Raw genomic sequence first — 25995 nt, 5'->3', positions numbered from 1 at the left:
ACACAACCATTCCGATTCCGATCATGAGCACCACAGCCGTACCCGAGAAATCCGCCCGTTTCGCGCGGCGCCACTGGATTGCCGCCGGCGCCTTCATCACCGTCATCGTGCTGGCCGGGTTCGGCTGGCGCTGGTGGACGGTCGGCCGCTTCATCGAGCATACCGACGATGCGTACGTGCGCGCCGATATCGTGACCGTCAGCCCGCGCGTGGCGGGCTATGTCGCACGCGTGGCGGTCGACGACAACCAGCCCGTGAAGCGTGGCGACGTGCTCGTCACGCTCGACGATCGCGACTATCGCGCGAAGCTCGACGATGCGCAGGCGGCTGTCGCCGCGGCCGAAGCGACGCTGCAGGCCGAGGAAGCCGCCGCCGCGACGCTCGACGCGCAGGTCGGCCAGCAGCGCAGCGTGATCGAGCAGGCGCAGGCCAATGCGGCGGCCGCGCGTGCCGAAGCCGCGCGGCGCGATGCCGATGCGGTGCGCTACCGGCAACTGCTTGCCGAATCGGCTGCCAGCGGGCAGCGCTGGGAACAGGCGCACGCCGATGCGCTGAAGGCGCGCGCGGAACTGGCCCGCGCGAGTGCGGCCGTGCGCGCGCAGGACGACCAGCAGACGGTGCTGCGCCGCCGCCGCGCGCAAAGCACGGCCGCGATCGAGCAGGCGCGTGCTCGGCTCGCGGCGTCCCGCGCGAAGCTCGCGCTGGCGCAGCTGGATCTCGAGCATACGGTGATCCGCGCGACCCGCGACGGCACGATCGGCCAGCGTGCGGTGCGCGCGGGCCAGTACGTCGAGGTCGGGATGCCGCTGCTCGCGGTCGTGCCGCTGCGCGACGTGTACGTCGTCGCGAACTTCAAGGAGACTCAGCTCGGCGCGATGCATGACGGGCAGCCGGTCGAGATCGACGTCGATACCTACTCGGGCCACACGCTGCATGGCCGCGTGCTCGGGCTCGCACCGGGCTCGGGTGCCGAATTCGCGCTGCTGCCGCCCGACAACGCGACCGGCAATTTCACGAAGATCGTGCAGCGCGTGCCGGTGAAGATCCGCCTCGATGCGCCGCCGTCGGGCCTCGTGCTGCGGCCCGGCATGTCGGTGATCGCGCGCGTCGATACGCGCGGCGCGCCGGGAGCCGGATCGTGACCGCCGCAACCGGGCAGGCTGCGCAGGCCGCGCACGACGAAACCGTTTCGCTGCGCGCGTGGGTCGCGGTGCTCGGCGGCGTGTTCGGCTGCTTCATGGCGGGGATGAACGTGCACGTGACGAACGCGTCGCTGCCCGACATTCGCGGGTCGTTGGGGGCGAGTTTCGAGGAAGGCTCGTGGATCTCGACCGCATACCTCGTGGCCGAGATCGTCGTGATTCCGCTCACCGGCTGGCTCGTGCAGGTGTTCTCCGCGCGCCGCGTGCTGCTCGTCGGCGCAACGGGGTTTCTTGCGTTTTCGATCGCGTGCTCGGTCGCGCCGACCATCTCGTCGATAATCGTCGCGCGCGCGTTGCAGGGCGCGTTCGGCGGCGTGCTGATTCCGCTGTCGTTCCAGTTGATCGTCACCGAGCTGCCACCGTCGAAGCATCCGCTCGGCATGGCGCTGTTCGCGGTGGCGAACAACGTCGCGCAGGCGGCCGGCCCGTCGCTCGGCGGCTGGCTCACCGACATGTATTCGTGGCGCTGGATCTTCTACCTGCAGATTCCGCCCGCGATCGCGCTGATCGCGGCGATCGCGTGGGCGATCCGCCCGGTGCCCGTCCAGTTGTCGAAGCTGCGCCAGGCCGACTGGTTCGGGATCGCGACCATGGCGCTCGGCCTCAGTGCGCTGCAGATCGTGCTGGAGGAAGGCGGGCGCAAGGACTGGTTCGCGTCCGACCTGATCGTCGAACTGTCGATCGTCGCGGCGGCGGGGCTCGTCGCGTTCGTCGCGATCGAGCTGCGGCGCAAGGAGCCGTTCATCAACCTGCGGCTGCTCGGCCGCTACAACTTCGGGATCGCGAGCCTGATGCAGTTCCTGTTCGGCGCGGTGGTGTTCGGCGTCGTGTTTCTCGTGCCGAACTACTTCGCCGAGCTGCACGGCTACAGCGCGCGCGACATCGGCCTCGCGATGATCCCGTACGGGCTCGTGCAGTTCGTGATGTCGTTCCTGACGCCGCCGCTGATGCGCCGCACGAGCCCGCGCGCGACGATCGTGCTCGGCTTCGCGCTCGTAGCGGCCGGTTGCCTGATGAACATTCACCTGACCGACGACGCGGCGTCGAACGTGATCGTGCCGTCGCTCGTCGTGCGCGGGATCGGGCAGTCGCTGGTCGTGATCGCGCTGTCGGTGATGGCCGTCGACGGGATCGAGAAGGCGCAGCTCGGTTCGGCCTCGGGCGTGTTCAACATGGTGCGCAACATCGGCGGCGCGATCGGCATCGCGGTGGCGAGCCAGATCGTCGTCGAGCGGCAGAAGCTGCATGCGATGCAGATCGGCGAGGCCGTTTCGCCGTTTTCGGAAGCCTTTCAGGAACGCATGGCGATGCTGGCACGGCTGCTGTCGCGCGTGCACGTACCGCGTGCCGATGCGTTGCCGGGTGCGTCGACCGGCGGTGTGCACGAGCTGGCACTCGCGCTCCTGAACCAGCGCGTGATGCGCGAGGCGTTGCTGATGGCGTACAGCGATACGTTCCTCATCGCGGGTGTCGCGATGGTGGGGTGTACGGCGATGGCGTTCGTGTTGAAGGGGAAGAAGGTGTGATGGGGACGGATGGCCGATATCGGGCCTGACATAGCTGACAGGCGTCGAATTCCTGCAATGGGCGTATCGTTCATCCGGCTCAGGCGGGGCACCGGTCCGGCGGCGATTGCGCGATCCGTATGGTCAGGCACGACGCGTCCTGTCGGCCTGTCGTTCGTGGCGGCCGTGGCTTCACGATCGAACCCGCCCCGTGTTTCGGGCCGACCACGCTCCGTGGTCCTTGTCCATTCAACCGGCCCGCCGCCGGGCCCATCGCGAGGAAAGCGTCATGACGAAACCCGACACCCTGAAAGGCAACATCAAGGGCCAGGCCCAGGCCGCGGATCGCCACAACCTGGAGCGGCCGGACGGTGACAGCGCGCTGTGGGCGCGCAGCTTGACGACGCAGCGCGTGGCCGATTTGTTCCGGACCCTGCCGGGCCTGCCCGGCCACTGGATGCAGCTGCAGATGCAGGTCAACGCAGGGAATCACCATTTCTGCGGCGGCCAGACCGGCCATCAGACCACCGAAGAGGGCAAGGTGCTGATTCGCTGGATCGCCGATGCCGTGATCAAGGCGGCCGAGCGAGCCCAGTTCGATTTCAACTTGCAGCAGCTGCGTTTTACCGCCGACATGGGGTGGCTCAAGCTGCATCGGGTGGGCGGGCGCGTGCTGGTGCTGTCGCGTCCCTGAGCGAATCGGCGCGGGACACTCGACATTGGCGCAGGCCAGCCGGAAGGTCGACGAAGTGCTCGGACCAGTCTGATGGTGAAGCGGTGGGCGCTCCGCAACAATGAACGCCCGAAACCCTGGCGAAGCGGCGCAGGTCGGCCGGTACCCGCCATGCACCCACACCTACCGTCGAATCGCCGATGCCCACGCTCTGGATTTCATCGCTGCTCATCGCAACCGCGCTCGCTTGCGCGGCATCTGCATCCCTATCGGCCACCACTGGTCCGACGCGCTGGCCCACCGCTTCGCAACAGAAGCCACGCATCGGTGTGCAGGTAAAGATCCAGTCATTCACGGTGGACCATGCCCGGCGGATCCGCCAGACCGGATTCGATCTCGTGCGCTTCGGCGTGTGGACCGATCGCCTGGACCGCGACGACTACCGTCGGCAGGTCGACGAGGCGTTCGCGGCGGCCCGGTCGGCCCATCTGCCGGTGTTGCTCACCGTCCGCGCGCTTGCGCCATTCGGGCAAGCGGACGGAAAAAGTACCGGCAACGACCAGACGGCGATGCTTGCGGCTGCCGGCGCACGGCTTGCCGACACGGTCGTGCAACTGGCCGCGCAATATGAGCGCGAACTCGCGGACGTCGAAGTGTGGAACGAACCCGACCTGAGTCGTTACTGGCCCACCGGCGACGTGACGCGCACGTTCCCGCCATTCGCGGACGGGCTGTGCCGACGGCTCGCCGAACATCGACCTGCCACGCCGGTCGTCGGTTTCGGGTTCGCGCGGCCGCCGTCGCCCGGCAGCGTGCCCGATCGCTTGCTGGCGGGCATGCACGCGTCGGTGTCGGGCTGCCTCGCCGCCGTGTCGTACCACGCATACGGGATGACGCCCGCTCAGATCCGCGCGGCCGCGCACGATATCGACGTGCGCTGCGGTGTACCCGCGATCGTCACCGAAGACGGCGCAGCCTCGATGAACACCGATGGCGAGTCGCGCCAGGCGCAGCGCTTGCGCGCGCTGCTCGACGCACGTGGCGAACTCGATACGCCGCTGATTTCGGTCTACGAATGGGCCGACACCGCAAACGCGAGCGATGCCGCGCAGCGCAGTTACGGGCTCGTGCATGCGGACCGGTCGCCGAAGCCCGCGCTTGATGCCGTGCGGGAATCGCTGGGCGCGACGCCGTCTGCGCGGTAATCACGCCGGCCCACGTCGCACGCGGACCGACCACAGTACGATCGCGAACGGCGCGATGCTCGACAGGTGCCGCAGGTAGCTGCCGAGATCGGGTTCGAACAGCATCGACACGGCGACATGGCCCAGCAGCAGGCACGCCAGTAGCTCGCCGTGGCGGGCAAAGCCGATTGCCGGGACGTGCGCCGGCGGCACCGGCATACGTCGCCACGCGGCGCCGAGAAACAGCGCGATCAGTGCCTGCATCGCGAATCCTTTGGGATCGAACGAGAACAGCACCGGCAGGTTGAGGCGGACGAGCGAGTACGCGTGGTTGCCGACGAAATGAACGAACGAATCGGGCGGGAACGGGTTGTAGAAGCTCGTGCGCGCGCCGAACGGCGACGAATAGACGAGGTAGTCGACGGCGAGGTCGCGCGGCTGCTGAAGCAGCATGTAGACAGCGTTCGGCAACGCAATCAGCACGGCGACGGCCAGCAACGCACCGGCGATGCGCGGGAGCGTGGATGCCCGGCGAAACGCCCAGGCCGCCAGCGCGATCGCGAGGATCAGCGCGAAGTAGCTGCGGATCGTCGCCGCGTAGCCGAGATAGAGCACCCCGGCGATCAGCATCGGCCTGACCGTGCCGCGCAGGCGCACGGCCGCGAGCACCGCGATCGACATCGCGACGACGAGCGTGTCCTTGCTCGGGACGAACAGGTTGAAGAACAGGCACGGTGCGATCAGCGCGAGATAGGCGACCCCTTCGCCGAACCGCCGTGCGTGCCGCAACGCGATCGCGATCGTGGCGATGCCGAGCGCGACGACGAACACGGCGGTGCCTGCGTCACCGAGTGCCTGATAAAGCTTGCCGACCGCATCGAACGACGAGCCGTCGTAGGTCGAGCCGCCGCCGATCTGCGTCTGGATCTTGTCCGCGTCGCGGAAGATGAATTCCGGCAACAGCGCACGCGCGTTGGCATACACGCAGACATACAGCAGCGCGACGAGCGCGGCGACTGCATTGCGCAGGCCGCGGCTCAGCAGCGGGCCGCGGCCGATCACGTTACGCAGCACGGTCGGCTCCGGCTCGATCGCGGCCGGCATCGCGCTGCATGCGAACCGTGCGCGCACGGCTACCGACTATCTGGCATCGGGTGTGGTGTCGGTTGCGGTCGCGGCGCTCGTCGCGTTCGCGATCTGGCAGATCTACAGCCGCGCGACGACGCTCGTGCGCTACCTCGGCAGCGAGGGGACGAAAGTGGCGATGCGGGTGTCGGCGTTCCTGCTGCTGTGCGTGGGCGTGCAGATCATGCTGACGGGGCTGGCGGCGTTCGTGCAGACGCTGGGCGGGCAGGCGGGATGAGGAGGTGAAAGCGCTTTCGTGCGCGTCGTGCGGAAGGAAGCAGGGCCGAACCGGGAAGGGTTCGGCCCGTCGCGTTACAGCAATTTCGCCTGAATGCGCGCGATCCCCTGCTGCGCACACGCTTCATCGAGATGCCCACCCGGCGCACCGCCGACCCCGACCGCGCCGATTACTTCGTCGCCGGCCTTGATCGGCACGCCGCCGCCCAGCACCAGGAACCCGTCGATGGCCGTCATTTGCGCGGCGGCCGGGTTCTTTTGCAGGTTCGTGGCGAACGTGCTGGTCGGCGTCTTCGTCGACCGCGCCGTGTAGGCCTTGCGTGGCGACGCATCCACCGTATGCAGGCCGGCATGGTCGGCGCGCAGCATCGCGCGTGCAATGCCGCTGCGGTCGACGACGGTGACGGCCACGTTGTAGCCGCTGGCCAAGCAGGCCTGAACGGTCTGCTGCGCGATTTCGGTCGCGAGGTTCAGCGACAGGTCTTTTCCCGGAGGACTTGCGCGGAAGCGGCGGTGGTCAGCGTAGCGGCGACGAGCATCGCCAGGGTCGATCGAATGATCATGGGAACTCCTTATCGAAATGGCTGGAAAGCGAGCGGCGAATCCACGGTGCGCATCGCGTGTCGTGATGACCGGCGATGCAGCGACAGAACCGCTCGATGAGCCCAGTTTCGACCACGGAGAGCGGAAGCTGAATAGGACGGGGCTTATTTTGGATGCGGCGCATCGGCAGCGCCGCCGGCAGGCAGCGCGACACCGCAATGCGGGCAGCACGGCGCGTCGCCCGCGGCCGGCCGCGCGTTGGTGCGTGTGCGCTCCAGCGCCGACGCCACGAGTTCGGCACCCATGATCCCGGTGGGAAACGCGATGATTCCGTAGCCGAGCAGGATCGCGCACGACGTGATGAGCCGGCCGAGCGGCGTATGCGGCGTCAAGTCGCCGTAGCCGGTCGTGCTCATCGTCACGGCCGCCCAGTACACACCCACCGGAATACTTGTGATGCCGTTCTCCGGCCCTTCGACGAGAAAGATCACGGTGCCGAGAATCACCACCAGCACGAACATCCCGCCGATGAACACGAAGAACTTGCGCCGCGCGCGGGTCAGTGCGCGCATCAGCATCTGCCCTTCCTCGAGGTAGATCGACAGCCCGAGGATGCGGAACACGCGCAGCAGCCGGAGCAGCCGCACGTCGATCAGCGCATGCAGGCCGGGGAAGAAGAATGCGAGATAGGTGGGCAAGATCGACACGAGATCGACGATGCCGAAAAAGCTGCGTGCATATGCGGCCGGCTTCTTCGCGGTGCAAAGGCGCAGCAGGTACTCGGCCGAAAACAGCAGCGTGAACGCCCATTCGGCCGCATAGAGCGTGGGGCCGTACTGCGCGTGCAAGTCCTGCACGCTGTCGGCCATCACGACGAGCACGCTCGCGACAATCAGCACGAGCACCGCGATGTCGAGCTTGCGCAGGAACGAAGGACACCGCGCGACATGCGTGAGGGCCTCGCGCGCCGTATCGAAGGAGGACTGGATCAGCGAAATCATGTGCCGCAGTGTACGGACGGCATCTCGCCGGGCCAATCGGACCTGTCCGATATGAGCCTGTCTGAAGCCCGGTTCGTGCTCTGTTTATAGGGGTGCGTCGGAAACCATCAAGGTGGACGCAATGGCACGTCTCGAGTTGGCGCCGCTCAGCCTATCGGTGCCGTTCTAAGTCATTAATGCATGTGCTTCGCAGATCTGCACCGGGCTGTATCAGCGCTCATCGAGCGTAGTCCCGAGATGTTGTGTGCTGTGCCAGCTCAAAGCAACTGATGTACCTTGCGCGCACGGTATGAGACGGGCCGGAAAACCACGCGATGCCCCTCTAGGCCTGTTCGATCAGGAATCGCTCGCGCTTTTTCCCCTTGATCCAGCCGGGTTCGCGACCGCGGCCACTCCACGTCGCGCCTGTTTTGGGATCGCGATACCGGGCCGGGATACGGCGTTGCCCCACACGCGTGGCGGATGCGCTGCGCCGGCGCCCAAAGATCTGCTCGGCAGTCAGCGCGTATTCGGCCACACGCGCCCGAACTTCAGCCAGAACGACGTCAAGCTCAGCCAAGCGGGCCTGTTCTGCTTGTTGTCTGAGCTGTTCAGCTTGCGCCTTCAATTCGAGATACGTTGGCATCGAATCGACTCCTATCGGGTGAGCTCGCGTCGCCTCGCAATTGAAAAAACGGCTCGCTCGGCTGACTAGACCGGCTGGCGAAAGCGAGAGGGGTGTGTTCGCATGAATTGTCGCGGAAACCCCGACGCTTCTGACCTCCATAGTCTCCTAGTTGACGATGCGTCGTTCTGCAACAAACACTGCATTGGCGGACCGGCGAACGATATGCGACGACATCGCACATCGAATGCGTAGCGATTCAGCTGTTTTTTTGCGCGCGGTGTTACCGCTTTTGAATTGGTTGATCCTATTGCGGCTCAGTGCCGAGGGGATCATGGTCGCGAAGAGGTGGACGCATGGAACGCCCCGAGAAGGCTGACTACACGAACGAGCGGTGTTCGCCGCCGCCCGACGAACGCTCGTCGCTGCAAGCGCGGGTGCGGCGAGTAGAACAGGAAGTCGGTCGATTGCACAATCGCCTCGAACTGAAAACCCAGGAACTCGCCAAACTGACCCGTGTAATTGTCAATTCTTCGATCAGCCATTGCGACGTCGAGACGCGCTTGCAACGCGAGCTTCAGGCGATGTGTACGGGCATGGGCGACACCGCAATGCCAATGACCGATTTGCCCATACGAGCTGATTCAACCGGCAAGCTTGTCACGGTCGAATTGCCTTATACGACCACTATCTTGGGCGTCCTGTTCGAGAGCATGTTCACGTTTTGGGTCGATTGTGATCCTCGACGGCTGCCCAAATCGTCGACCGTGGCGCGCGCCATCGACGAGCGCCTTGGGTTTTCTGCTCAGGCCAATGGCGAAGCGTCACGCAGTGCTCAGGCCTATGCATCTGCGATTCGGCCGGACTGGGTGAAAGACGCGGATCGCCGACATCATCGCTCGGGCCCACGCATGTAGCAGGTTCGCGCCGAGTGGGCGTTTTCAAACCGGGGCGCGGTGCGACATCTCGCTGAGATGCGGCATCAGTTTCTGCTCGGACACGGAGTTCGGCACCGGCCAGCGGCCTGGATCAATGGCCGCTGGTTTCAGGTGGAGGCGATAACGTCGAAAGTCCCGCTCGCGTGTGACGGGCACCGAGCCATGTCACGGCACCCAGTAGCGCGTGAGCGTCGCACCCCAGGTTCGTGAACGTCGATCGGTTGATTTCGATTGCACCGATCAGGTAGGCTGGACGACCTGCGTTTTCGAGTGTGTTGACGAGTTTGAGCGCCAGACCGCAACGCTGGTAATGCCGTGCCACGGCACGTGTCATGGCACCGATGACGCATGTCGCGCCCAGTGACGCCGCGATTGCGAGAATCGATGGAAATAGCTGCATTCCAGTTGATGCGTGCGCCTTGGGGCTTATCCCCGAGCGGGCGGCAAACCGCGACAGTTCCCAGACCGTGGGTGCACACGGCAAGTCCAGAGTCGCTGAAGGCGCACACAGTGCCTGGAGCAAATACGGCTGTGTGGTCGGTATCAATCGTGCGCACCCGCAAATGTGCTGAGCCTGATCGACCGAGACAACGTGAATCGTACGACCGCGATCAAATTGATCCCATTCGGTCAGGCTGATCGCGTCCGCTCCGGGTAACTGCCAACCCAGTCGACCTACAAATACGTCGTATCGGAACGCGCCAAGGCGTCGATGCATCGTGGTTGGCATGTCGTCGAGACTGCCAGCGAAGATGGATGGCACGGTTTTCCCCTCACGCAAAATAGCCGATGCCACGCTATCAAGCGCGAGAGGTGAGGTGAACTAGTTAGGTAGGGAGGTGCGATGCCGCTAAAGTTGACAGGACGCCGGTTGCGAGTCGCCCTCGCGATGCATGCGATTTGTGTGAGTACGCGCGGGCAAGCCCGAATGTGCTGATGGCGCCGCGAGTCCACGATGAGGCCCGGTCGATGGTGGGGCGGCCGGCAGGAACTGCCGTCGATGGTCCTGCTGGCCGCTTACACCTGGATCAAGCCGGTTGCGACGGCATGCACGGCTGCCGCGGTTCGACTGTTGATGCCCAGAATCTTCATTGCTTCGGCGATATGGTAGTCAACGGTATGAGGCGATATGCCGACAATGGCGGCGATCGCCCATGACGATTTACCCCGTGCGACCCAGGCAAGGCACTCTTGCTGGCGCGGAGAGAGTTGAAGTGTTGGCTCTGGCCGACGTGGCTTCATCAAACGATGAAGTTCTTGATGAAAGAGTGCGCCAATTAAGCTCGCGAGCCGCAGGTGGACTTCTGTCTTGATCTCCGGTGACGGACTGGCGAGATTCACCAGCAGGATGTCACCGTTGGCCTCGCGAAGCGGGATACTCACGCCACTGGTTAATCCCGCGTCGCGTGCCTCACCGAGCACGCGTTGCTCAATGCGATTCAAGCCTCTGATGTCGGCCCATCGATAGGGCGTGGCACGGGCAAACGCCATTCGATGGACCGGATCGACCGGACCGTAGTCTCGTTGCGCGTAATGCGCGACCCAATGATCCGGATAGCGCGCGCAAAGCGTCTCGACCGCCATTGCCCGGCCGTTCCCCGCGTGTCTTCGCGATACTCGGCTAATGGCAAAGCGTGGGAAGCCCAACGAAGCGGACACGTCACCGAACAACTTTAGCAAAGACGATAGGTCCACGGTATTGAGAAAGGCAGTGGCCAGCGGTGCCCATCGGCTGGCCAGGTTTATTGTTGAAGGCAGCGGTACGGTGGGTGGGTTACCCGCGCCGCGTTGACAGACTCGATCCACTGGGGCCCTCTCGCAGGAACTTCGCGCGCTGGCGCACGGTGCGGTGGCCGTGCGTGCGTCGTTTGGGATTGAAGTAGCACAATGCGTGGCGATTGAGGTGACGCTTGTTTTGTTACTGGTCGCTCGATGCGCCGTGCAAAAAAAGTGTAGTCGCTTGCCGCCATATCACAGCCATAAAAATGTAATGTTTTGATACATCGACCAACACACTCGCGTATATCGCGTCGATTCGCCGCTGCATGGCATGGGGCCGTGGGCTTCCAGGGCCGATCGGGTGTGGAGTGTGCGCATCTAATGAATCAGCAATGCGGCAGCTGAAAATCCTCCCACGCCCTGTGCATAGAGCACCAAGGGGGCGCCTGGCGCGAGTGGGCCGCAGTCGGCCAGGTTGATAAATGGATCGCTTACGGTGACGTGCGCGATACGGGAAAAATTGTGCGCGAAAAGGCGTTCGGGTGGCAGGCCCATCGATTGGACGAGACGCCGCCACGCAGGCTGATTCAGATGAGGCGGCAAGATGCGATAGAGCTCGGTGAGCGCAATGTGTGCATCCTGGGTGACTTGCGTGATGAGTTTGCGCGCGACGAGCTGGTACTGCGCAAGGAAACTCGCTTCGGCCTGCCCTAGCATTCCGCGCCAGCCGCGACCACTCGCGTGTGTGGCCAGTGCGACGAGGCGATTGGTGCGCGCACGGCGCTCGACCAACGCGGCGAATGCGCCGTCGCCCAGCAGCCCTGACGCGCCCATCGCGCGTTCGGTCTCCATAGGCATCAGGTCCGCCCCGACGAGCAGTACGCGATGGAGGGCGGGACGTGCGATGAACATTGCACGAATGATGCGCAACGCACCGAGCGAGGACGCGCAGTGTTGCTGGGCAAACGAGAACGACTGGACGCCTACAAGGCCAAAATGCTCGCATAGCTGCCGAGGCAAAGACGTTGGCGGCGGTGCGATGCTGCCCTGCAGCGTGTGAGTGTAGACCAGGCAGTCGATTGACTCGCGGGCGATTGGTGCATTGCGCAGCAGCGAGTCGACAGCTTGGATCGCGAGGCTGAAGGCACTTTGCCCGCGTGCCACGTGAAAATTGCGTACGCCGGCCTGCTCGAGCTTTGCCACCACAGCAGCGGGTTGACCGGTGCGACGTGCCCAGTGGCGAACGGAGTCGACATGTTCCGGAAGATGGTAGGCGACGCACGGGATGCCGATTGTGGTGTCTACCATGAGGAGTTCGCGCCAAGGGAGCGCGCGAGCACAGGCGCACTATGTGGGTCGAGTAGCGCGCAGCCTACATAGCCGCACGACGCGATATTCCATAGCAAGAGGGTGCCTTGCGATGGCAAGGTATGCGTCTGGACCATGCTCGTCAATTGTTCGATCGAATCCGCTGCACCGAGATTCGCATCGTGCGTGCGCACGCCTGCAAGCGAGGCGATGCCGAGTTTCTGCTGCAGTGCCGCTGCAAGCTCGTGCGTGTGGCTTTGTCCGACGGCGGTGACGTTGCACGGGGCAATCGCGTGTTTTGCGAGAAGCGCGGTGATCAATTGGAGCATCGTTTGAAGTAGATGTGAGTCAGGGGGCGCGTGGCGATGCGGCGAGTCGCCGCGTGGTGCCGGACAAGGGTGTGTTTGAGCGTCGATGAGGCGCAAGCCGCGCGTGCTCGCACCAAAGCGCTCCAGAAGGACGGCGGCGGCCGCGTCCCCTTGTAGTGGGACGATTCCATGATGGCGAGAAAACGGTGCCGCCCACTTCTCCGCGGCGGCAATCAGGATCGTACGCACGTCGGGTTCGGCGACGAACAGGTCCCGAGCCAGCCGCAAGGCCGTGAATGGGGCAGCGCTGCCCTGCTGCGAAATCGAGAAGGAGAAACAGGGGCTACCTGGAGCGCCTACCACGCTTGCCAGACGCCCCGCGGTCGTTGTCGAGACATGTTCGTCGACACTGCTGTGGCAAAAAATGACAACGTCAACCGGTGCGGCAGCGCGAGGCCGAGCGGCACAGATCGCCCGCGTGACGTATGCCGCAAGCCCCGACAAATCGGTGGTGTGGGCGACCGGCGCACGCAGGGACCTATCCCCCGGACCGATACGAGGCATTGCTGTCGGCCCGAACGGTGTCCATTCTGTGCGCCACAAGGTCATCCACGCATCCCAGCCGGCAAGCGGCCTCGTCGCGGTGGACTCCGTGGCCGATACCGAACCGTCGAGCTCCATGACGGGCGGCACGTAGGAGCACAGTGCGGTGACGACCGGGGACCTCATATTGGCGTCGGAACGCTTAGGTCGTGCGGGAGCAGGTCGTAGAGCAGACGCCCCATGCGTTGGCCGTCGATGAAATGGCAGTCGCGTTGCAAACCGATGAGGTGAAACCCCAAACGTGCGAGCAGTCGCTGTGATCGAACATTGCTTTGCGCCGCCCACGCGCCAATGCAATGCAGTTGATCGCGCTCGAAACCTTCTCGAAGCACCTGTCTCGAAGCTGCGAGTGTCATGTTCGCGCATGCGGCGCGCGTGGGGTCGCGTAGCACCCAGAAGGAGCCGAGACCAAACCGGTGAGTAACATCGCTGATCGCGACCAGTCCGCTTGGGCGGTTCGTGCCGTGTACGCCAAATACGCGTAGCCGATGTCGATCACTTTGCGCCATCGCCTGGACCGCGAGTATGGTAAGCGATTGTCGACCGAGTCCGAAGTCAAACCACTGCGCAATGGCCGGACGCGCAAACCAGTCGACGATATCGCGTATGTCGTCACGATTTGCTTCGCGCAGCCAGCACTCATATGGCGACATCGCGGATCTAGCCGAATGGGGTTCGCACGAGCGGCGATGGCGGGAGCAATCCTGCGCATTCATGTCGATGCGCCAGTGGTGGAGTCGAACGTATGTCGAGCCGTGAGCTGACCGAGCGCCGTATCGACACGCATGAGCAACATCGCGAACCAGTGACAAGTCGTCAGGCGCGCAGCGGGCGGCAACCCTGAGACATAACCGTGCGCGCCGCAAAATTGAACAAGCTCGTGGGTGAGCTCCACGGATTCGGCTGCAATGTGACGGATCAGCTGACGCACGTGCGCAATCGATATGTTCGGCTCGACAAGCGTGAGCGCGTGCAAGAAAAGATGCGTGCCTTGCGTTGCAATGAGCATGTCGGCCAGCCGGGTGGCCACGCGCTGATGTAGCATGATCGGCTTGCGAAATACGCGTCGCTCGGCCCCGTAGCGCAGTGCAAATGCAACGTCGTGCTGCATGGCACCGCTGAGCAAGGCCGACAAGTACAGGGCGATGTTGGTGAGCCATGTCTGCGCGGGAGAGTCACTTTGCGCGCCACACTGATTGATCGTGGCGAGTGCGGCGGCGCACGGTGTGCCATTGCAGCGCCATTGCTCGAGTGAAAGGGCACCAAGCACAACGAGGCAACGGCGGCGTGCGTCAGCGCCCCCGTGGGTCGAGTCGATGAGGGCGAGGCTGCAGGCGTGCGGTGCGAGCATCAGCGGTGCAACGGGCGTGCAGTCTTGATCGTGCAGATGCCAGAGCGTGGCGGTGTGAAAATCTGGCACCGTAAGCGCAATCACGCGCGTGCCGTTAAAGTAGTCACCGATGGGGTGAGGCACGAGCACGTCGAGTGTGTCGTATGCGCGCAGCGTCATGAGCGCCGGAATGCTCTGAGTGAGTTGTACGGCGCGTTCAATCGGGCCACAGGCCAACGTGCTTACAATACCGCACAGATCGTGCTGGCCGATGGCCATACCACCTAAGGACGTCGGCAAAATCATGGTTCCCAGATCCAGCGAGCTTGCATGTGTGACGATACCGCGCCAGTCCGCTTGCGACGGCGGGGCAGCGAGTAAAGGCTCGAGCCAGTCTCGAGCGAAGCGTTGGCAGGCGGTGGCGAGTGCGCGCTGATCGGCAGATACGGCCCATGTGGGCGGCACCAGATCGGACGATGACGGTATGGGGTTGCGCATCATGGCTCTCTCCGTATTGGGTGTGAGTCATCGGTGTCAGACGAGCATCTCGATTGCTTCGGGATGACCGAGGAAATCCCGGGGACTTGCCGAGCGCGCGTAGGCACCCGATTGCAGAACGACAACGAAGTCGCCAATCTGAGCTCCCGGAAGCAGCACGTCATCGGCGATGCGATCAAGCGGAGTACACGAGCAGCCGACGATGTGACATCGTTCAGTTGGTGTATCGCCGAACCGATTGCCGAGTACTACTGGGAAATTGCGGCGCAATACCTGACCGAAGTTGCCCGAGGCCGCGAGGTGGTGGTGCAGGCCACCGTCGGTGACAAGGAAGGTGGTGCCGCGTGAAACTTTTCGATCGATGACGCGGCATACATAGGCACCGGCCTCGCCGACCAGGTAGCGCCCAAGTTCGAGCACGGGGCGCACACCGGGCAAAGCCCGTTGCATGCGCGAGAGCCAGGCATGCATCGGCTGGGCGACGGCATCGAGATCGAGCGGCACTTCGCCTTCGAAATAGGGAATGCCAAAACCGCCGCCCAGATTCACGTACCGGGGCGGCAGTGGCAAATCGGATGCGAGCTGCATGACGAGCTCGGCACATCGCCGCTGTGCTTCGACGATGGTAGCTGGGTGCAGGCACTGCGAACCCCAGAAGACATGAAACCCCGCCAGTGTCACGTCACATGCGCCCAGTTCTTGCAGTAGTGCCGGAACCTGTTCGGCGTCGATGCCGAACTGAGTCGCTCCCCCGCCCATGCGCATGCCGGCGTGCGTGATCTGAAAATCCGGGTTCACGCGAATTGTCACGTTTGGGCGCAGGCCCAGCTCCCAGCCAAGGGCTGCCACCAGATGCAGTTGAGTGAGCGATTCGATATGCAGGTTCACGCCGCTGGCCACTGCACATCGCAGTTCCTCCCGTGTTTTGCCCGGACCGGCAAAGCCGATCTGGTCAGGCGGCATGCCTGCGTTGAGCGCCAATGCCAACTCGGCGCCGGAGGCCACGTCAAAGCCGTCGATGCGCGTGGCCAGATGGTGTACGACAGCAGGCATTGGATTGGCCTTGAGCGAGTAATGCAACTGTATCGACGCCGGCAGTTTTGCACGCAACTGGCACACGCGGGCATCGATTGCGGCGCGCGCATAGACGAAAAAGGGCGTGGACCCTGCACGATTGGCAAGCCGCGTGACATCGATACTGTCGGCGAACAGGACGTCATGGCGGCGGGTCAATGATCGATTCATATTGGCCTCGCTTGGTTGTTCGGCGCGCTCACGAGTGCTTCTCGCAAGGCCACGCGATCGAATTTGCCGTTGGCGTTGCGCGGGATGTCCGTCTGAACGATGATGCGATGCGGCACCATGTAGCCGGGCAGGCGTTGCTTGCACCACGACAGCAGCGTTTGGGCGAGAAACGGCGTGGCTGCCGGCACGACGACCAGCGTGATCGTCTCGCCAAGCGCATCATCGGGCACACCCACGGCGGCGACTTCGGAAACAAAACCACTTTCGTGGATGGTTTCCTCGATTTCTTCCGGGCTAATCCGGTAGCCGGAACTCTTGATTTGCGCGTCGTTGCGCGCAATGAAATACAGAAAGCCGTGTGCATCGCGTCGCACGAGGTCCCCCGACCAGACCGCGGTGTCCGGCGCAGCCCCGCCAGGTTTTTGCTCGGGAGAGGGACGATAGCGCTCAGAGGTTCGCGCTGCATCCCCCCAGTAGCCCATCGTGACGCATGCGCCGACATGTACAAGTTCGCCGGGTTCATCAGGCACACACGGCGAACCATCGGGGCGCACGACCAAAATGCGTGCGTTGGGAACGGCCTTGCCGATCGAGTCAGGGCGGTGATCGACTTCGGCGGGGTCGAGGTAGGTCGAGCGGAACGCCTCGGTCAGACCATACATGAGGTAGGGTTTGGCCTGCGGAAACAGCGCACGCAGGCGTTGCAGTACTGCCCTGGGCATGCGGCCGCCGGTATTGGCAAAGTAGCGCAGCGTGGCGCGCGCTGCATCGGGCCAGCGAGCATGGGCCAACTGCATCCACAAGGGAGGCACGCCCGTGATCGCGGTGATTTGCTCACGCGCGCAGGCCTCTATCACGTCTTGTGGACAGAGATAATTGACAAGCACAGCAGTGGCGCCGCTCGTCCACGCCGACGTGAGTTGGCTCAGGCCTGCATCGAAGCTAAGCGGTAGTACGGCCAGGATTCGATCAGCGCGCGTATGGTTTAGATAATGAGCGACGCTCCACGCGCCTTCGAGCAGGTTGCGGTGGCTGAGCATGACGCCCTTGGGTCGCCCCGTCGAGCCGGATGTATAGAGAATGGCCGCGAGGTCCGTATCAATGCCCGATGCCGGGACATCGGATGCCTTTCGTTGCGTGTCGACAGCGTCCCGGGCGAGGCACTCGCTCCAACGACGGACCCGTGCAGTCCCGTCGTATGTAGGTGCCGTTTCATCGGGGGCATCTGTGAGGATCGTATGGGTGAGGGCGAGCGGCCCGTTCTCGGCCAGCAAGCGTGCACGCATTGCGCTGGTAATCAGGCAGATCGCGCCGCAGTCGTGCAGGATATGTGCGACCTGTTGCGGTTTGAGCAGCGGATTGATCGGCACAAAAACGCAGCCTGCGGCGGCAATACCCAGCAGCGAAACGACGGTTTCGATGCGCTTGTCCAGAAAGATACTGATACGTGCGCCGGGCGCGATACCGAGCGAGGTGATCGCGTGGCCAAGTGCGCATGCGCGCTCAGCAAGCTCCTGGTAGCTCAGGCGGATATCGCCGAAGACGATCGCGTGCGAATCGGGTGCCTGATGTGCGGTTGTCTGCACGAGGTCAAGTATGTTTCGCATGGTGTGGAATGGAGTCGTCGGGTTGAGGAAGATGCTCGTTGGACGTCAATGACGAATCACCACGGCGCCGAAGCAGCCGGCCAGACCGCTAGAAAAAAGCAACGACCATTCTCCGGCCTGCTGGTTGCGACAGGTCTCGAAATTGATGAACGGATCTGCACCGAATGCGTGGCCAACCGTGCCGAAATTCGTGGCGAATAGCCGCGCCTCGGGAATGGCGAGCATTCCCATCAACCGTGCCCAGCCTGGTAGATTGACGTGGTGAGGCAGTACGTGCGCGATGTCGTCGGGTGCGATGTTTGCCTGGCGAATAGCTGCGCGCATGGTGGTAAAAGCCGACCAGTAGTACCGATCGTCGGGAATCGGCTGCAAGGTGTCATCCGTACCGCGAAAGAAGCGCGCATCGGTATATAGATGCAAGCTGGCGATGACGTTGTGTTCGGCCCCCCGGTCAAGTAGCAACGCGCATGCGCCGTCGCTATGCAGCGCCAGGTCCCCGATCGCGCGAAGTCGATCGCAGCCCGAACCGATGACGTCAGCACACACGATGATGGCGCGTTCGATGGTGGGGTGTCGCGCCGCAAGCGCGAGCAGCACCCGGATGGCTGCCATCGGAGATACGCACTGCTGCTGCGTGACGGAAAACGTCAATGCCCGGTTCAGTCCGCAATGGCGTTGAATGTAATGGGCCGTACTGGCAGGTGGCGCGAGCACGCTCGTCTGTATCGTATGTGTGTGAATGAGGGCATCGACTGTTGAGCGTGGTGTGGCGGTTTCGCGCAAAAGTTTCGCGATCGCATGTACGGCCAGATTTGCTGGTGACTCACCCTCGGCGTCGTGGAAATGCCCCACACCGTGATCGCGCAGTGCACGAGCGCGCGCGTTAGACAGGCCGCAACGTTCGACCCACTGATTTACATGTACGGTTTGAGCCGGCAGACTGTGGGCGACCGCGGAAAGCGAGAAGGGACTCGTTCTCATGATGGCGCTACGCAGAATTGAAGAATCGCACAGGCGACCTGGCCGTGAAATCCCGTAGACCATATAAGCAGATGTTGGTCATCGCGCGGCGAGACAGCCCTTGTGAGGCTATCAAGACGTGCAGGTGTGTGTGCTGCGCAAAGATGGCCGGGCGTGTCATCTGCAAGCCAGATGCGCTCGAGCGGCAAGTCGCCGTGTGTACGGATAGTGCGCAACAGCCCGTTATCCGTCTTCGCTGGGACAACCCAGTCCATCTGTGTGGCCTGACAGGCAGCTCGAGCCATCGCCTTGTTGATGGCGCCCATAAGCGTGGCGTAATCGACGGGCATTGCGATGACGCTGGATGCACCGTGCGTGGCCGGCGTACAGATCGTCAGGCCGCGCACGCGCCAGCCAGGTGCCGGATGGCGTGTGACGAGAGCGGCGGCGGCTCCATCCGCGAGGAGCGTGTGTAAGCCAACGTGCCGAGAAAAGGGGGGAAGCCAGCGCTCGGCCGCGACAATCAGGACGGTATTTAGCTCGGTGTCCGCATCCATCATGGCTAGCGTGAGATCGAGCGCCGTTGCAAACGAGACGTCCTGAAGCTGCCCGATCGCGAATGGCGGGCGACGCGATGCGAGCTCGTTATGCAAACGTCCCGCACAGGACAATGCCAGATCGTGTTCGAAGCTGGTCGAGCAAACGATGATCTGGTCCGGCCGGGGAAGTTGTGATGCACCGTCATACAGCAGGCGTGCCGCGCGTAGTGCCATGTCGGACAGTGAAAGATTCGACTCGGCTACGACGAGTTCGTCTGAAAGCGTAGGCGGTGAAGGCGCCTTTGGATCGCGTCGGGGCTCACATTTGTCACGCCAGCGCAGTGTGTCGCCGTAGACCGCTTGCATCACGGAATCAAACGGGCATTGCCGCAGTCGCGAGCTCACGTCTGTGCGTGTAGGGTGCGCGCTGCGTGCGAATGGAATGTACTGAGCGGTGGCGACGATCCTGGGCGCGGGAACCCTGGACTCAGTTCGAGGGAACATGGGAGGCGACGAATGCAACCAGATTGTCGAATCGCAGGAAGAGGTCGCTGCTCAGATCTTCAGGGTCAAGCACAAACTTGAAGCGCTGCTCCACTTGCAGCAGGAGCTCGGTCATGTTCATTGAATCGACACCAAGGTCGAAGAGGTTTGTGTCGCCATCGATGAGCTCGGTGCTCAGATGCGTGCCGAGCGTTGACAGCAAACAGGATTTGAGCGCGGTAGCAATATCGTCAGGGCGATTTGATACGGAATTGGATGTCATGAACGTCTCCGGTATGAAGGGCAGGTGAGGTCATGCACGCGGCAAGGCGGCCGAATGTGCAAGCGCGTTTGAAGTGGATTCCCACGGCAATTGCGGCGCGCGTTGCGCCGCGCGGGCGATCATCAGCCGCTGCATGTCGCCGGTACCCTCCATGATGTCGAACGCCTTGGCGTCTCGGCAGCATTGTTCGAGCGATGGACAATGCGCGATACCGCCAAGCCCAACGAGTGCGAGGGCTGTTCGAGTGAGGTAGGCTGTCACGCGTGCGGCGTATGCCTTGGCCATCGAGGCGTGCATGGCGCTCGGGTGGCCCTGATCTGCGAGCCATGCTGCGTGATGACAGAGCAGGCGCGCGGTCGTGATATGCCGGTCGAGATCCAAAAGATGCACGTCGACGTCGCCGGGACCGCATCGCAGATCGGCCGGATGTGAGCCTGATTCGAAATAGGTTGCAAGTTCGTCACGTACCCGTCGACACGTACCGACCATCACTGCGGAGAGCAGCGGCCGAAAATAGTCCCATGACCGTTGTGCGCCGGAAAATGCGTCGCTCAATGGCGCTTGGTCGTCGTGCGTGAGGCAAGTATCGTCGGGCACTTCGCAATCGCTGTACGACAGCACGGCCAGTTGGCTGGCCCGCAGCCCGGCCATGTGTTCGACACGCATGACCGAGAACCCCGGCGCGTCGTGCTCGACGCAAAATGCTCGGATGCCGAAGCGACCCGCGTTGCGGTTGATCGTTGCGAACGTGATGATCGTGTTCGCGCGCGCGCCGTTCGTGATGAAACATTTGGTGCCATTGAGCACCCAGCCGTGCGCGGTTTTGCGGGCCGATGTCCGCATGGCTGTTGCGTCGGACCCGCAATCGGGCTCCGTAATCGCAAACGCGCCCCAGCGTGGCGCGTCGCTGTGAAAGCCCGCAAAGAATGCTGCCTGCTGCCGTTCGTTGGCGAGCGCGAGAACCGGCGGCATGGCAAGTCCTGGGCCGGGCAGGGCCAGCGCGAGCGCGGCGTCCGCGTAGCCCAGATATTCCATCAGCATCACGCGTGAGGTGAGCGATTGCACCCCGGGGCATCCCCCGTATTGGCTCGGCACGAGATTCAGGTTCAACGCGCGGACCATATCGCTTTGCCAGAACGTTGCGGGGATTTGTCCGGTCCGGTCTGCTTCGTCGCGATGTGCGCGTATTTGCGCGCACAGTCGATCGAGATCCAGCCCGGAGGCTGCCAGGGCCGCCTTAAGCGTTGCGACTTCATGGTGCGGTTGTGATGTTTGCAGAGCGTCTGGCATGTCCGATCGTTCCGAATGGCGCACGCGCGCCGGCCGATGGCGTGGCATGGACGACATGCTCGCGCGGCGTCCATGCCGTGTGACATGCAGCGTAGGCATCTGAGAGAGGGTTTGCTACCTCCCAACCTAGGGAGGGTGGCCTCGGGTGACGCAGGTCAGGGATTTTCGCCAGCGGCGATAGCGATGCCCGATAATGGCGCCGATATGGAATGACGCTGGCCACCACGGACGTGACTAATATGGCAGAACGACAACGAGCAACGCGTAAAACGCAATCTATGTCGCCGGACAAACGCGGCCCGCGTACGACCAAGCGGGGCGATCAGGTGGCCGAGCTGATCAAGGGTTGGATTAATGACGGGCGGGTGCGCCCGGGCAAGCGCCTGAACAAGGAAGCTGAGCTACAGCAGATGTTCAACGTGAGCCGCGGCTCAATGCGCGATGCGCTCAAGGCACTGGAAGTGCAGGGACTCGTGAGTCTCAGTACCGGCCCAGAGGGAGGTGCCACAATTACGCGTGTGCCGCTTGCGCGGGCGTTCCAAGCACTGCAGAACTATTTGTTCTTCGAGAACATCACGCTCGAGGAGCTCTATGCGGTGCGACGCACGCTCGAGCCGATTGTCGCTGCTGGCGCAGTAGCGCACTTGACGGATGCAGATTTCGAAGCACTCGAGCGCAGCATTTCAGTGTGTGAGCCATTTGTGATCGGCCACGAGCAGGCGCTCGATCAGCGCTGCGAGGATATTCATTTTCACGACGTGCTGGCTGCGGCCCATCCGAACGCGTTTTTACGGTGCCTCTGCCAGATCATTAATCAGATGCTGCACTCGCTGGTGATCGTGGCGGGCAACGTCACGCAGCGTGACTATCAGGCGTTCGGCCGTACGACGCTCGCTGCGCACCGTGCAATCCTCGAGGCTGCACGGCGGCGCGATGCTCAGGCAGTGGAGCGCTTGATGGCCGCGCATATGGATGAGGCCGAGGCGCAACTGCAGAAAGTACATGCCGCGTTGAGGCAAAGGCTTGTGCTCGACTCCGAACTCGATACGCAGATGAGCCGCGACGCGTCCTGAGGCGGCATCCACGAACAGCACGGGTGCGCCATCGCATGGTCTGCGGATGCCCGCCGAAGTTTATGACATGTCGGTCACAATGCGCCGATTAATTACAATAAATTAACTAAATGAGAGTAGGTGCGCTCATCGCGAGGGTACATAGGCGAGGAGATCGAAGGGAATTTCCGGGGTAAACGCTGACATTTTGTCGCTTGACCAGGTGAGATATTCGGTCGTAAATTTATGATAATAAATAGACGTCAAGACCGAAGCTGCACGTGTGCCGGTCCGACCGATCTCCGTGGTGGTTCATCGCGTCAGGTCGAGGCAGGCGAGGTTTTATTCCAAGGCAGCGGCGATCGGTAGCGGACGGCTTGTGAGTGACGAATGGCCGATCGCCGCCAGCGAGAGGCTCATGGTTGCTGTATGTGTGAGGCCGACGGGATCTGGTGAAGATCTGCCCGAGCCTCTGCTGCTTTAACCAATTGCGAGAGAGAGGTGTCGAGGGCTGCAGCAAGCGCAAGCAGAGCGTCGATCTTGGGGACTATTTGGGCACGCTCGACCAAAGAGATCGTGTTCGGATGGACGTTGGCCCGCGTCGCGAGGCCCACTTGGGTGAGCTTTTTTGTTTGGCGAAGAGTGCGAACTTCGTCTCCAAGGGCCTTGATAAAGTGCGCAGTGGGTGTGCTATTCACCGACGGGAGTGACGGGCTATTCTTGCGCGAGCGATTCTGCCGCTGCGACAAGGGCCCGCTTCTTTTCTTTGCTCAGTCGCCCAGCAATTAAGAGGAGGTTGGCCAGCAAGTCGTCCTCCTCGTACAGGAAGCTTGTCGGAATGAGAAGCGCTCGGGCAAGCCGCTGGCTGGTCTGTACGGTTGGAGCATGCTTGCCCTTCTCGTACTGGTTGACGCGAGCGCTGGCGGAAAATTCGTCGATTCCGGCCAGAATGCCAAGCTGTTCCTGGGTGAGGTCGGTACGCAACCGCGCCTGCTTCAGGCGTTTCGAAAACACAGAGGTGACGGTCGAGTCGCTGGACATGCATCAAGTGTCCAGGAATCGATTGCCTGGTTTGCTAAGTAACTCTTAGTCGGGGCGATATCGGGAATCAGGAGGCGGCGGTTCGTGACAGTCGCTCGGCGTATTCGAGAAGTGCTTCTTGGCTGTCTTGCGGAAGCGGTGCGGCCACGACGAGAAGCCGCGCAAGGAGGTCATTGCCTTCGTATAGGAAGCTGGTTGGGACGTGTAGTACTCGGGCGAGACGGTGAGCCGTCTGGAGCTTGGGCGCGTGTTTACCGGTCTCGTATTGATTCACGCGTGCGCTTGCCGAGAATTCATCAATCCCGGCTTCGATGCCGAGCTGTTCCTGGCTCAGGCCCGAGCGTAGACGTGCCTCTCTGAGACGCTTGGGAAAGATCGAGGATGTCGATGAGGTCCGACGCATCCTAAGAGTTTCTTAATTTTTAATGGACTTTTTGCTAAGTATTTCTTAGTCTGCAGGCTAAGCGTTACTTAGTTTGGGTGGCGACATGCATCATCTCTGTGTCGTCTTGGTGGGCTTCGCTGTCACATGCCTAGCGAGGGCTGGGTGGGTTGGGCGGTCATTGAACACAGGATTTGGAGTAATGGCGACGATCTTAAACATTCTTAGTTACGTTAGCGTGCTTACGCTTGTGGCATTGGGCCTTGCGATCGTGTTCGGCCTGATGGATATCGTGAACCTCGCGCATGCCGAGTGGGTGACGATGGGGGCTTACACGTTGGCGGTTGCGCAGTCCGTGGGAGGTCAACACGCATTCTGGGCTGCGCTGCTCGCCGCCCCGATTGTCGGCGCGGGGCTCGGGTGGTGTCTCGAGCGCTTCGTCATCCGACTGCTCTATGCTCGTCCACTGGATACGCTACTGGCGACCTACGCGGTCAGTCTGATCGTTCAGAAGGCGATCGAGCTCGTCTTCGGCACTCAGCCGATGCTGGTCTATGCGCCGTTCAACGCAACCGTTGAAGTGCCGGGCGGCAGCTATCCTGCTTATCGGATGTTCGTGATCGGTGTGGCACTGGCTGTTACCGCTGGATGCTGGGTGCTGTTCACCCGCACGCGTTTTGGTACGAAGCTGCGTGCAGTCATTCAACATCCGGCGATGGCTGAGGCCGTCGGGATCAATACCAGAAGGCTGAATCGGGTGGCCTTTTGTGGGGGCGCCGCGCTCGCTTCGCTCGCCGGTGTTCTGGTGGCGCCGATGGTGTCGGTGGAGTCCCATCTCGGGGTGTCCTATCTTGCCAAGGCGTTTTTCGTGATCGTGCTGGGGGGGATCGGCTCGGTGGCCGGCAGCATACTCGGCAGCGCTTTTGTCGGCACGATCGAGACCTTGCTCAGTTATCGCGTCGATCCGTCGCTCGCGTCGGCGATTGTCCTGATTGTATCCATTGTCCTGATTCGTTTCCGGCCGCAGGGTCTGCTCCCCGGCTTTAGTGCGGCGCATCAGCTTCTCGGAAAGGGGTAAGGCAATGTTCGACCGTCATTTTTCTCGTGCACGGACCTGGTTGTCACAGCCCGCCTTGAGCCGCAGCGATGTGTCTCCGGTTATGACCGGTTTTGCGATGGTTGTGGCCGGCGCGATTCTGCCTTTCGTCGTTGGGGCGTATCAACTTACCGTGATACGCGATGCACTCGTATTGGCGATATTGGCGCTCAGTTATGACCTGCTGTGGGGGCGTGCCGGTGTTCTGACGCTGGGCCACACGACCTTCTTCGGCATTGGGGCATATGGCTTCGCCGTGACTACGGTCCAGTTTGGGCAGACGCCGTTCGTCGGATTTCTCGCTGGCCTTGCCTGTGCTGCCGTCGCAGCGGCCGTTCTCGGTTACTTCTTGCTGTATGCAGGGGTGAGGCTGCATTTCTTTGCCATTCTCAGTATGGCAGTGTTGATTATCGCGCAGCAGCTTGCAACGAGCTGGCAGTCGGTGACAGGCGGAGACACGGGCTTGCTGGGTATTCCGGGACTGTCCTTCCAACTTGCGGGGCACACACTCGATTTGAGTGGCCCGGTCGCGTCCTGGTACGCCGTCGCGACAATCCTCGTTGCGCTTCTGGGTGCGGTGTGGCTGCTTTGTCGGAGCCGATACGGGAAGGTGCTCGCGGCGATCTCGACGAACGAATGGCGCGCGCTGGCGTGCGGATATCACACGTCTTGGCATCTTCTGTTGATGTTCGTGGCCTCGGCGGTGTTGGCCGCGGTGGCGGGTTGCTTGATGGCAGCAACCGCCGGCGTTGTTGCGCCCGATGTGTTTTCACCGGTATTGGCCACCGAAGTCATCCTCTGGGTCGCCATAGGCGGACGTGGCTCGCTTGGCGGTCCCGCGCTCGCCGCCGTCGGCCTGACGCTACTCAAGCATGGTGCGTCCAGTCTGAGCACACAGTGGTGGCCGCTTATTCTCGGTGCAGTTTTTCTCGCGTGCGTGCTTTGCCTGCCGAACGGCGTGCGTCTTGGGGGCATGCTCAAGGGACTGCGTCAATTCACTGGAATATCGCTCAAACGCATGCCGCGCTCTTGTGCGCAGCGCGTCGAAGGAGGGTCGTGATGAACGCGCCGATCATCAAAGGTGTCGGACTGTACCGTGCATTTGGCGGCATTACTGACCAGTTCATCAAATAGTGCGTAATATTCAAGCGGCGTAACGGACATGTTTCTCGTTGAACAGGTTACGAATCACGTGAGGTTCCTTCTGGCGACGATGCAAATGGCTCCGGACATGCCGGA

Annotated in this window: 27 protein-coding genes and 1 pseudogene; 9 read left to right on the top strand and 19 right to left on the bottom strand. The window is 62.6% G+C overall.

Annotated features, from left to right (window positions below):
* Window positions 1–23: 23 nt before the first annotated feature.
* The 4 genes from CFB82_RS32505 to CFB82_RS32490 all read left to right on the top strand — a co-directional run bounded on the left by CFB82_RS32505 (window position 24) and on the right by CFB82_RS32490 (window position 4585).
* A complete protein-coding gene (locus CFB82_RS32505) occupies window positions 24–1142 on the top strand; it encodes an HlyD family secretion protein (protein WP_069250534.1) in 1119 nt (372 codons plus the stop codon).
* Window positions 1139–2728, top strand: coding sequence for a DHA2 family efflux MFS transporter permease subunit (locus tag CFB82_RS32500; RefSeq protein ID WP_089486714.1), 1590 nt, complete (start codon window positions 1139–1141; stop codon window positions 2726–2728). Before CFB82_RS32505 ends, CFB82_RS32500 begins: the two co-directional genes overlap by 4 nt.
* A 268-nt stretch (window positions 2729–2996) precedes the next feature.
* Complete coding sequence (locus CFB82_RS32495; RefSeq protein WP_069250536.1) at window positions 2997–3401, top strand: peptide ABC transporter ATPase; 405 nt, start codon at window positions 2997–2999, stop codon at window positions 3399–3401.
* Window positions 3402–3736: 335 nt separating this feature from the next.
* Entirely contained in the window at window positions 3737–4585 is an 849-nt protein-coding gene (locus CFB82_RS32490) for a beta-xylosidase (protein ID WP_235986601.1), read from the top strand.
* Here the strand turns inward: CFB82_RS32490 and CFB82_RS32485 are convergent, their stop codons facing one another.
* A complete protein-coding gene (locus CFB82_RS32485) occupies window positions 4586–5695 on the bottom strand; it encodes a hypothetical protein (RefSeq protein WP_256990569.1) in 1110 nt (369 codons plus the stop codon).
* Here CFB82_RS32485 and CFB82_RS32480 point away from each other — a divergent pair.
* Window positions 5637–5927: pseudogene (locus tag CFB82_RS32480) on the top strand (MarC family protein); the annotation flags it as partial. The gene CFB82_RS32485 and the pseudogene CFB82_RS32480 sit on opposite strands and share 59 nt — an antisense overlap.
* A gap of 74 nt (window positions 5928–6001) precedes the next feature.
* Here CFB82_RS32480 and CFB82_RS32475 read toward each other — a convergent pair.
* The 3 genes from CFB82_RS32475 to CFB82_RS32465 form a co-directional block, all read right to left on the bottom strand.
* A complete protein-coding gene (locus tag CFB82_RS32475; protein ID WP_306426989.1) occupies window positions 6002–6700 on the bottom strand; it encodes a GlcG/HbpS family heme-binding protein in 699 nt (232 codons plus the stop codon).
* Window positions 6634–7470, bottom strand: a complete 837-nt coding sequence (locus tag CFB82_RS32470) for an ion transporter (RefSeq protein WP_089446885.1) — start codon at window positions 7468–7470, stop codon at window positions 6634–6636. Before CFB82_RS32470 ends, CFB82_RS32475 begins: the two co-directional genes overlap by 67 nt.
* A gap of 322 nt (window positions 7471–7792) precedes the next feature.
* On the bottom strand, window positions 7793–8095 hold the full coding sequence (locus CFB82_RS32465) for an H-NS histone family protein (protein ID WP_089446886.1): 303 nt from the start codon (window positions 8093–8095) through the stop codon (window positions 7793–7795).
* A gap of 335 nt (window positions 8096–8430) precedes the next feature.
* Between CFB82_RS32465 and CFB82_RS32460 the strand changes: the two genes are divergently transcribed.
* Window positions 8431–8991: a hypothetical protein gene (locus tag CFB82_RS32460; protein ID WP_089446887.1), complete on the top strand. Its 561-nt coding sequence runs from the start codon at window positions 8431–8433 to the stop codon at window positions 8989–8991.
* A 112-nt stretch (window positions 8992–9103) separates the two neighbouring features.
* On the opposite strand, the gene CFB82_RS32455 is transcribed toward CFB82_RS32460, so the two are convergent.
* The 12 genes from CFB82_RS32455 to CFB82_RS32400 all read right to left on the bottom strand — a co-directional run bounded on the left by CFB82_RS32455 (window position 9104) and on the right by CFB82_RS32400 (window position 21185).
* The gene (locus tag CFB82_RS32455; RefSeq protein ID WP_256990574.1) at window positions 9104–9730 is read right to left on the bottom strand and encodes an acyl-homoserine-lactone synthase; all 627 of its coding nucleotides are present in this window, start codon (window positions 9728–9730) and stop codon (window positions 9104–9106) included.
* Between the two features lie 299 nt (window positions 9731–10029).
* Window positions 10030–10707: a LuxR family transcriptional regulator gene (locus CFB82_RS32450; RefSeq protein ID WP_256979350.1), complete on the bottom strand. Its 678-nt coding sequence runs from the start codon at window positions 10705–10707 to the stop codon at window positions 10030–10032.
* A gap of 402 nt (window positions 10708–11109) precedes the next feature.
* The gene (locus CFB82_RS32445) at window positions 11110–12039 is read right to left on the bottom strand and encodes a 3-oxoacyl-ACP synthase (RefSeq protein ID WP_089446889.1); all 930 of its coding nucleotides are present in this window, start codon (window positions 12037–12039) and stop codon (window positions 11110–11112) included.
* Window positions 12033–13028, bottom strand: a complete 996-nt coding sequence (locus CFB82_RS44210; RefSeq protein ID WP_235986599.1) for a 3-oxoacyl-ACP synthase — start codon at window positions 13026–13028, stop codon at window positions 12033–12035. The genes CFB82_RS32445 and CFB82_RS44210 overlap by 7 nt, the downstream gene beginning before the upstream one ends.
* A gap of 44 nt (window positions 13029–13072) precedes the next feature.
* Window positions 13073–13666, bottom strand: a complete 594-nt coding sequence (locus CFB82_RS32435; RefSeq protein WP_089486712.1) for a GNAT family N-acetyltransferase — start codon at window positions 13664–13666, stop codon at window positions 13073–13075.
* On the bottom strand, window positions 13663–14781 hold the full coding sequence (locus CFB82_RS32430; protein WP_089446891.1) for an acyl-CoA dehydrogenase family protein: 1119 nt from the start codon (window positions 14779–14781) through the stop codon (window positions 13663–13665). Before CFB82_RS32430 ends, CFB82_RS32435 begins: the two co-directional genes overlap by 4 nt.
* 33 nt (window positions 14782–14814) lie before the next feature.
* Window positions 14815–16023 (bottom strand): pyridoxal-dependent decarboxylase, exosortase A system-associated, encoded by a 1209-nt coding sequence (locus CFB82_RS32425; protein ID WP_089446892.1) that lies wholly within the window; start codon window positions 16021–16023, stop codon window positions 14815–14817.
* Entirely contained in the window at window positions 16020–17630 is a 1611-nt protein-coding gene (locus tag CFB82_RS32420; protein WP_089486711.1) for an acyl-CoA ligase (AMP-forming), exosortase A system-associated, read from the bottom strand. Before CFB82_RS32420 ends, CFB82_RS32425 begins: the two co-directional genes overlap by 4 nt.
* Window positions 17631–17675: 45 nt before the next feature.
* On the bottom strand, window positions 17676–18611 hold the full coding sequence (locus CFB82_RS32415; RefSeq protein ID WP_089446894.1) for a 3-oxoacyl-[acyl-carrier-protein] synthase III C-terminal domain-containing protein: 936 nt from the start codon (window positions 18609–18611) through the stop codon (window positions 17676–17678).
* Complete coding sequence (locus CFB82_RS32410) at window positions 18608–19495, bottom strand: 3-oxoacyl-ACP synthase (RefSeq protein WP_235986598.1); 888 nt, start codon at window positions 19493–19495, stop codon at window positions 18608–18610. Before CFB82_RS32410 ends, CFB82_RS32415 begins: the two co-directional genes overlap by 4 nt.
* 121 nt (window positions 19496–19616) lie before the next feature.
* The gene (locus CFB82_RS32405; RefSeq protein ID WP_089446896.1) at window positions 19617–19895 is read right to left on the bottom strand and encodes an acyl carrier protein; all 279 of its coding nucleotides are present in this window, start codon (window positions 19893–19895) and stop codon (window positions 19617–19619) included.
* A gap of 30 nt (window positions 19896–19925) precedes the next feature.
* Window positions 19926–21185 (bottom strand): acyl-CoA dehydrogenase family protein, encoded by a 1260-nt coding sequence (locus CFB82_RS32400; protein ID WP_089446897.1) that lies wholly within the window; start codon window positions 21183–21185, stop codon window positions 19926–19928.
* A 239-nt stretch (window positions 21186–21424) separates the two neighbouring features.
* Between CFB82_RS32400 and CFB82_RS32395 the strand changes: the two genes are divergently transcribed.
* Window positions 21425–22258: a FadR/GntR family transcriptional regulator gene (locus CFB82_RS32395; protein WP_089486734.1), complete on the top strand. Its 834-nt coding sequence runs from the start codon at window positions 21425–21427 to the stop codon at window positions 22256–22258.
* 395 nt (window positions 22259–22653) lie between these two features.
* Here the strand turns inward: CFB82_RS32395 and CFB82_RS32390 are convergent, their stop codons facing one another.
* The 3 genes from CFB82_RS32390 to CFB82_RS32380 all read right to left on the bottom strand — a co-directional run bounded on the left by CFB82_RS32390 (window position 22654) and on the right by CFB82_RS32380 (window position 23681).
* Entirely contained in the window at window positions 22654–22935 is a 282-nt protein-coding gene (locus CFB82_RS32390) for a helix-turn-helix domain-containing protein (RefSeq protein ID WP_083266033.1), read from the bottom strand.
* A 16-nt stretch (window positions 22936–22951) separates the two neighbouring features.
* Window positions 22952–23278: a helix-turn-helix transcriptional regulator gene (locus CFB82_RS32385; protein WP_012338904.1), complete on the bottom strand. Its 327-nt coding sequence runs from the start codon at window positions 23276–23278 to the stop codon at window positions 22952–22954.
* Window positions 23279–23345: 67 nt separating this feature from the next.
* Entirely contained in the window at window positions 23346–23681 is a 336-nt protein-coding gene (locus tag CFB82_RS32380; protein ID WP_083266034.1) for a helix-turn-helix transcriptional regulator, read from the bottom strand.
* Window positions 23682–23862: 181 nt separating this feature from the next.
* Between CFB82_RS32380 and CFB82_RS32375 the strand changes: the two genes are divergently transcribed.
* Window positions 23863–24738, top strand: coding sequence for a branched-chain amino acid ABC transporter permease (locus CFB82_RS32375; protein ID WP_069250538.1), 876 nt, complete (start codon window positions 23863–23865; stop codon window positions 24736–24738).
* 4 nt (window positions 24739–24742) lie between these two features.
* Window positions 24743–25816 (top strand): branched-chain amino acid ABC transporter permease, encoded by a 1074-nt coding sequence (locus CFB82_RS32370; RefSeq protein WP_089446898.1) that lies wholly within the window; start codon window positions 24743–24745, stop codon window positions 25814–25816.
* The last annotated feature ends 179 nt before the right edge of the window (window positions 25817–25995 follow it).

It is taken from the genome of Burkholderia sp. HI2714, assembly GCF_002223085.1.
Classification (GTDB): domain Bacteria; phylum Pseudomonadota; class Gammaproteobacteria; order Burkholderiales; family Burkholderiaceae; genus Burkholderia; species Burkholderia lata_D.
This window is presented reverse-complemented; position numbering and strand designations above follow the sequence as displayed.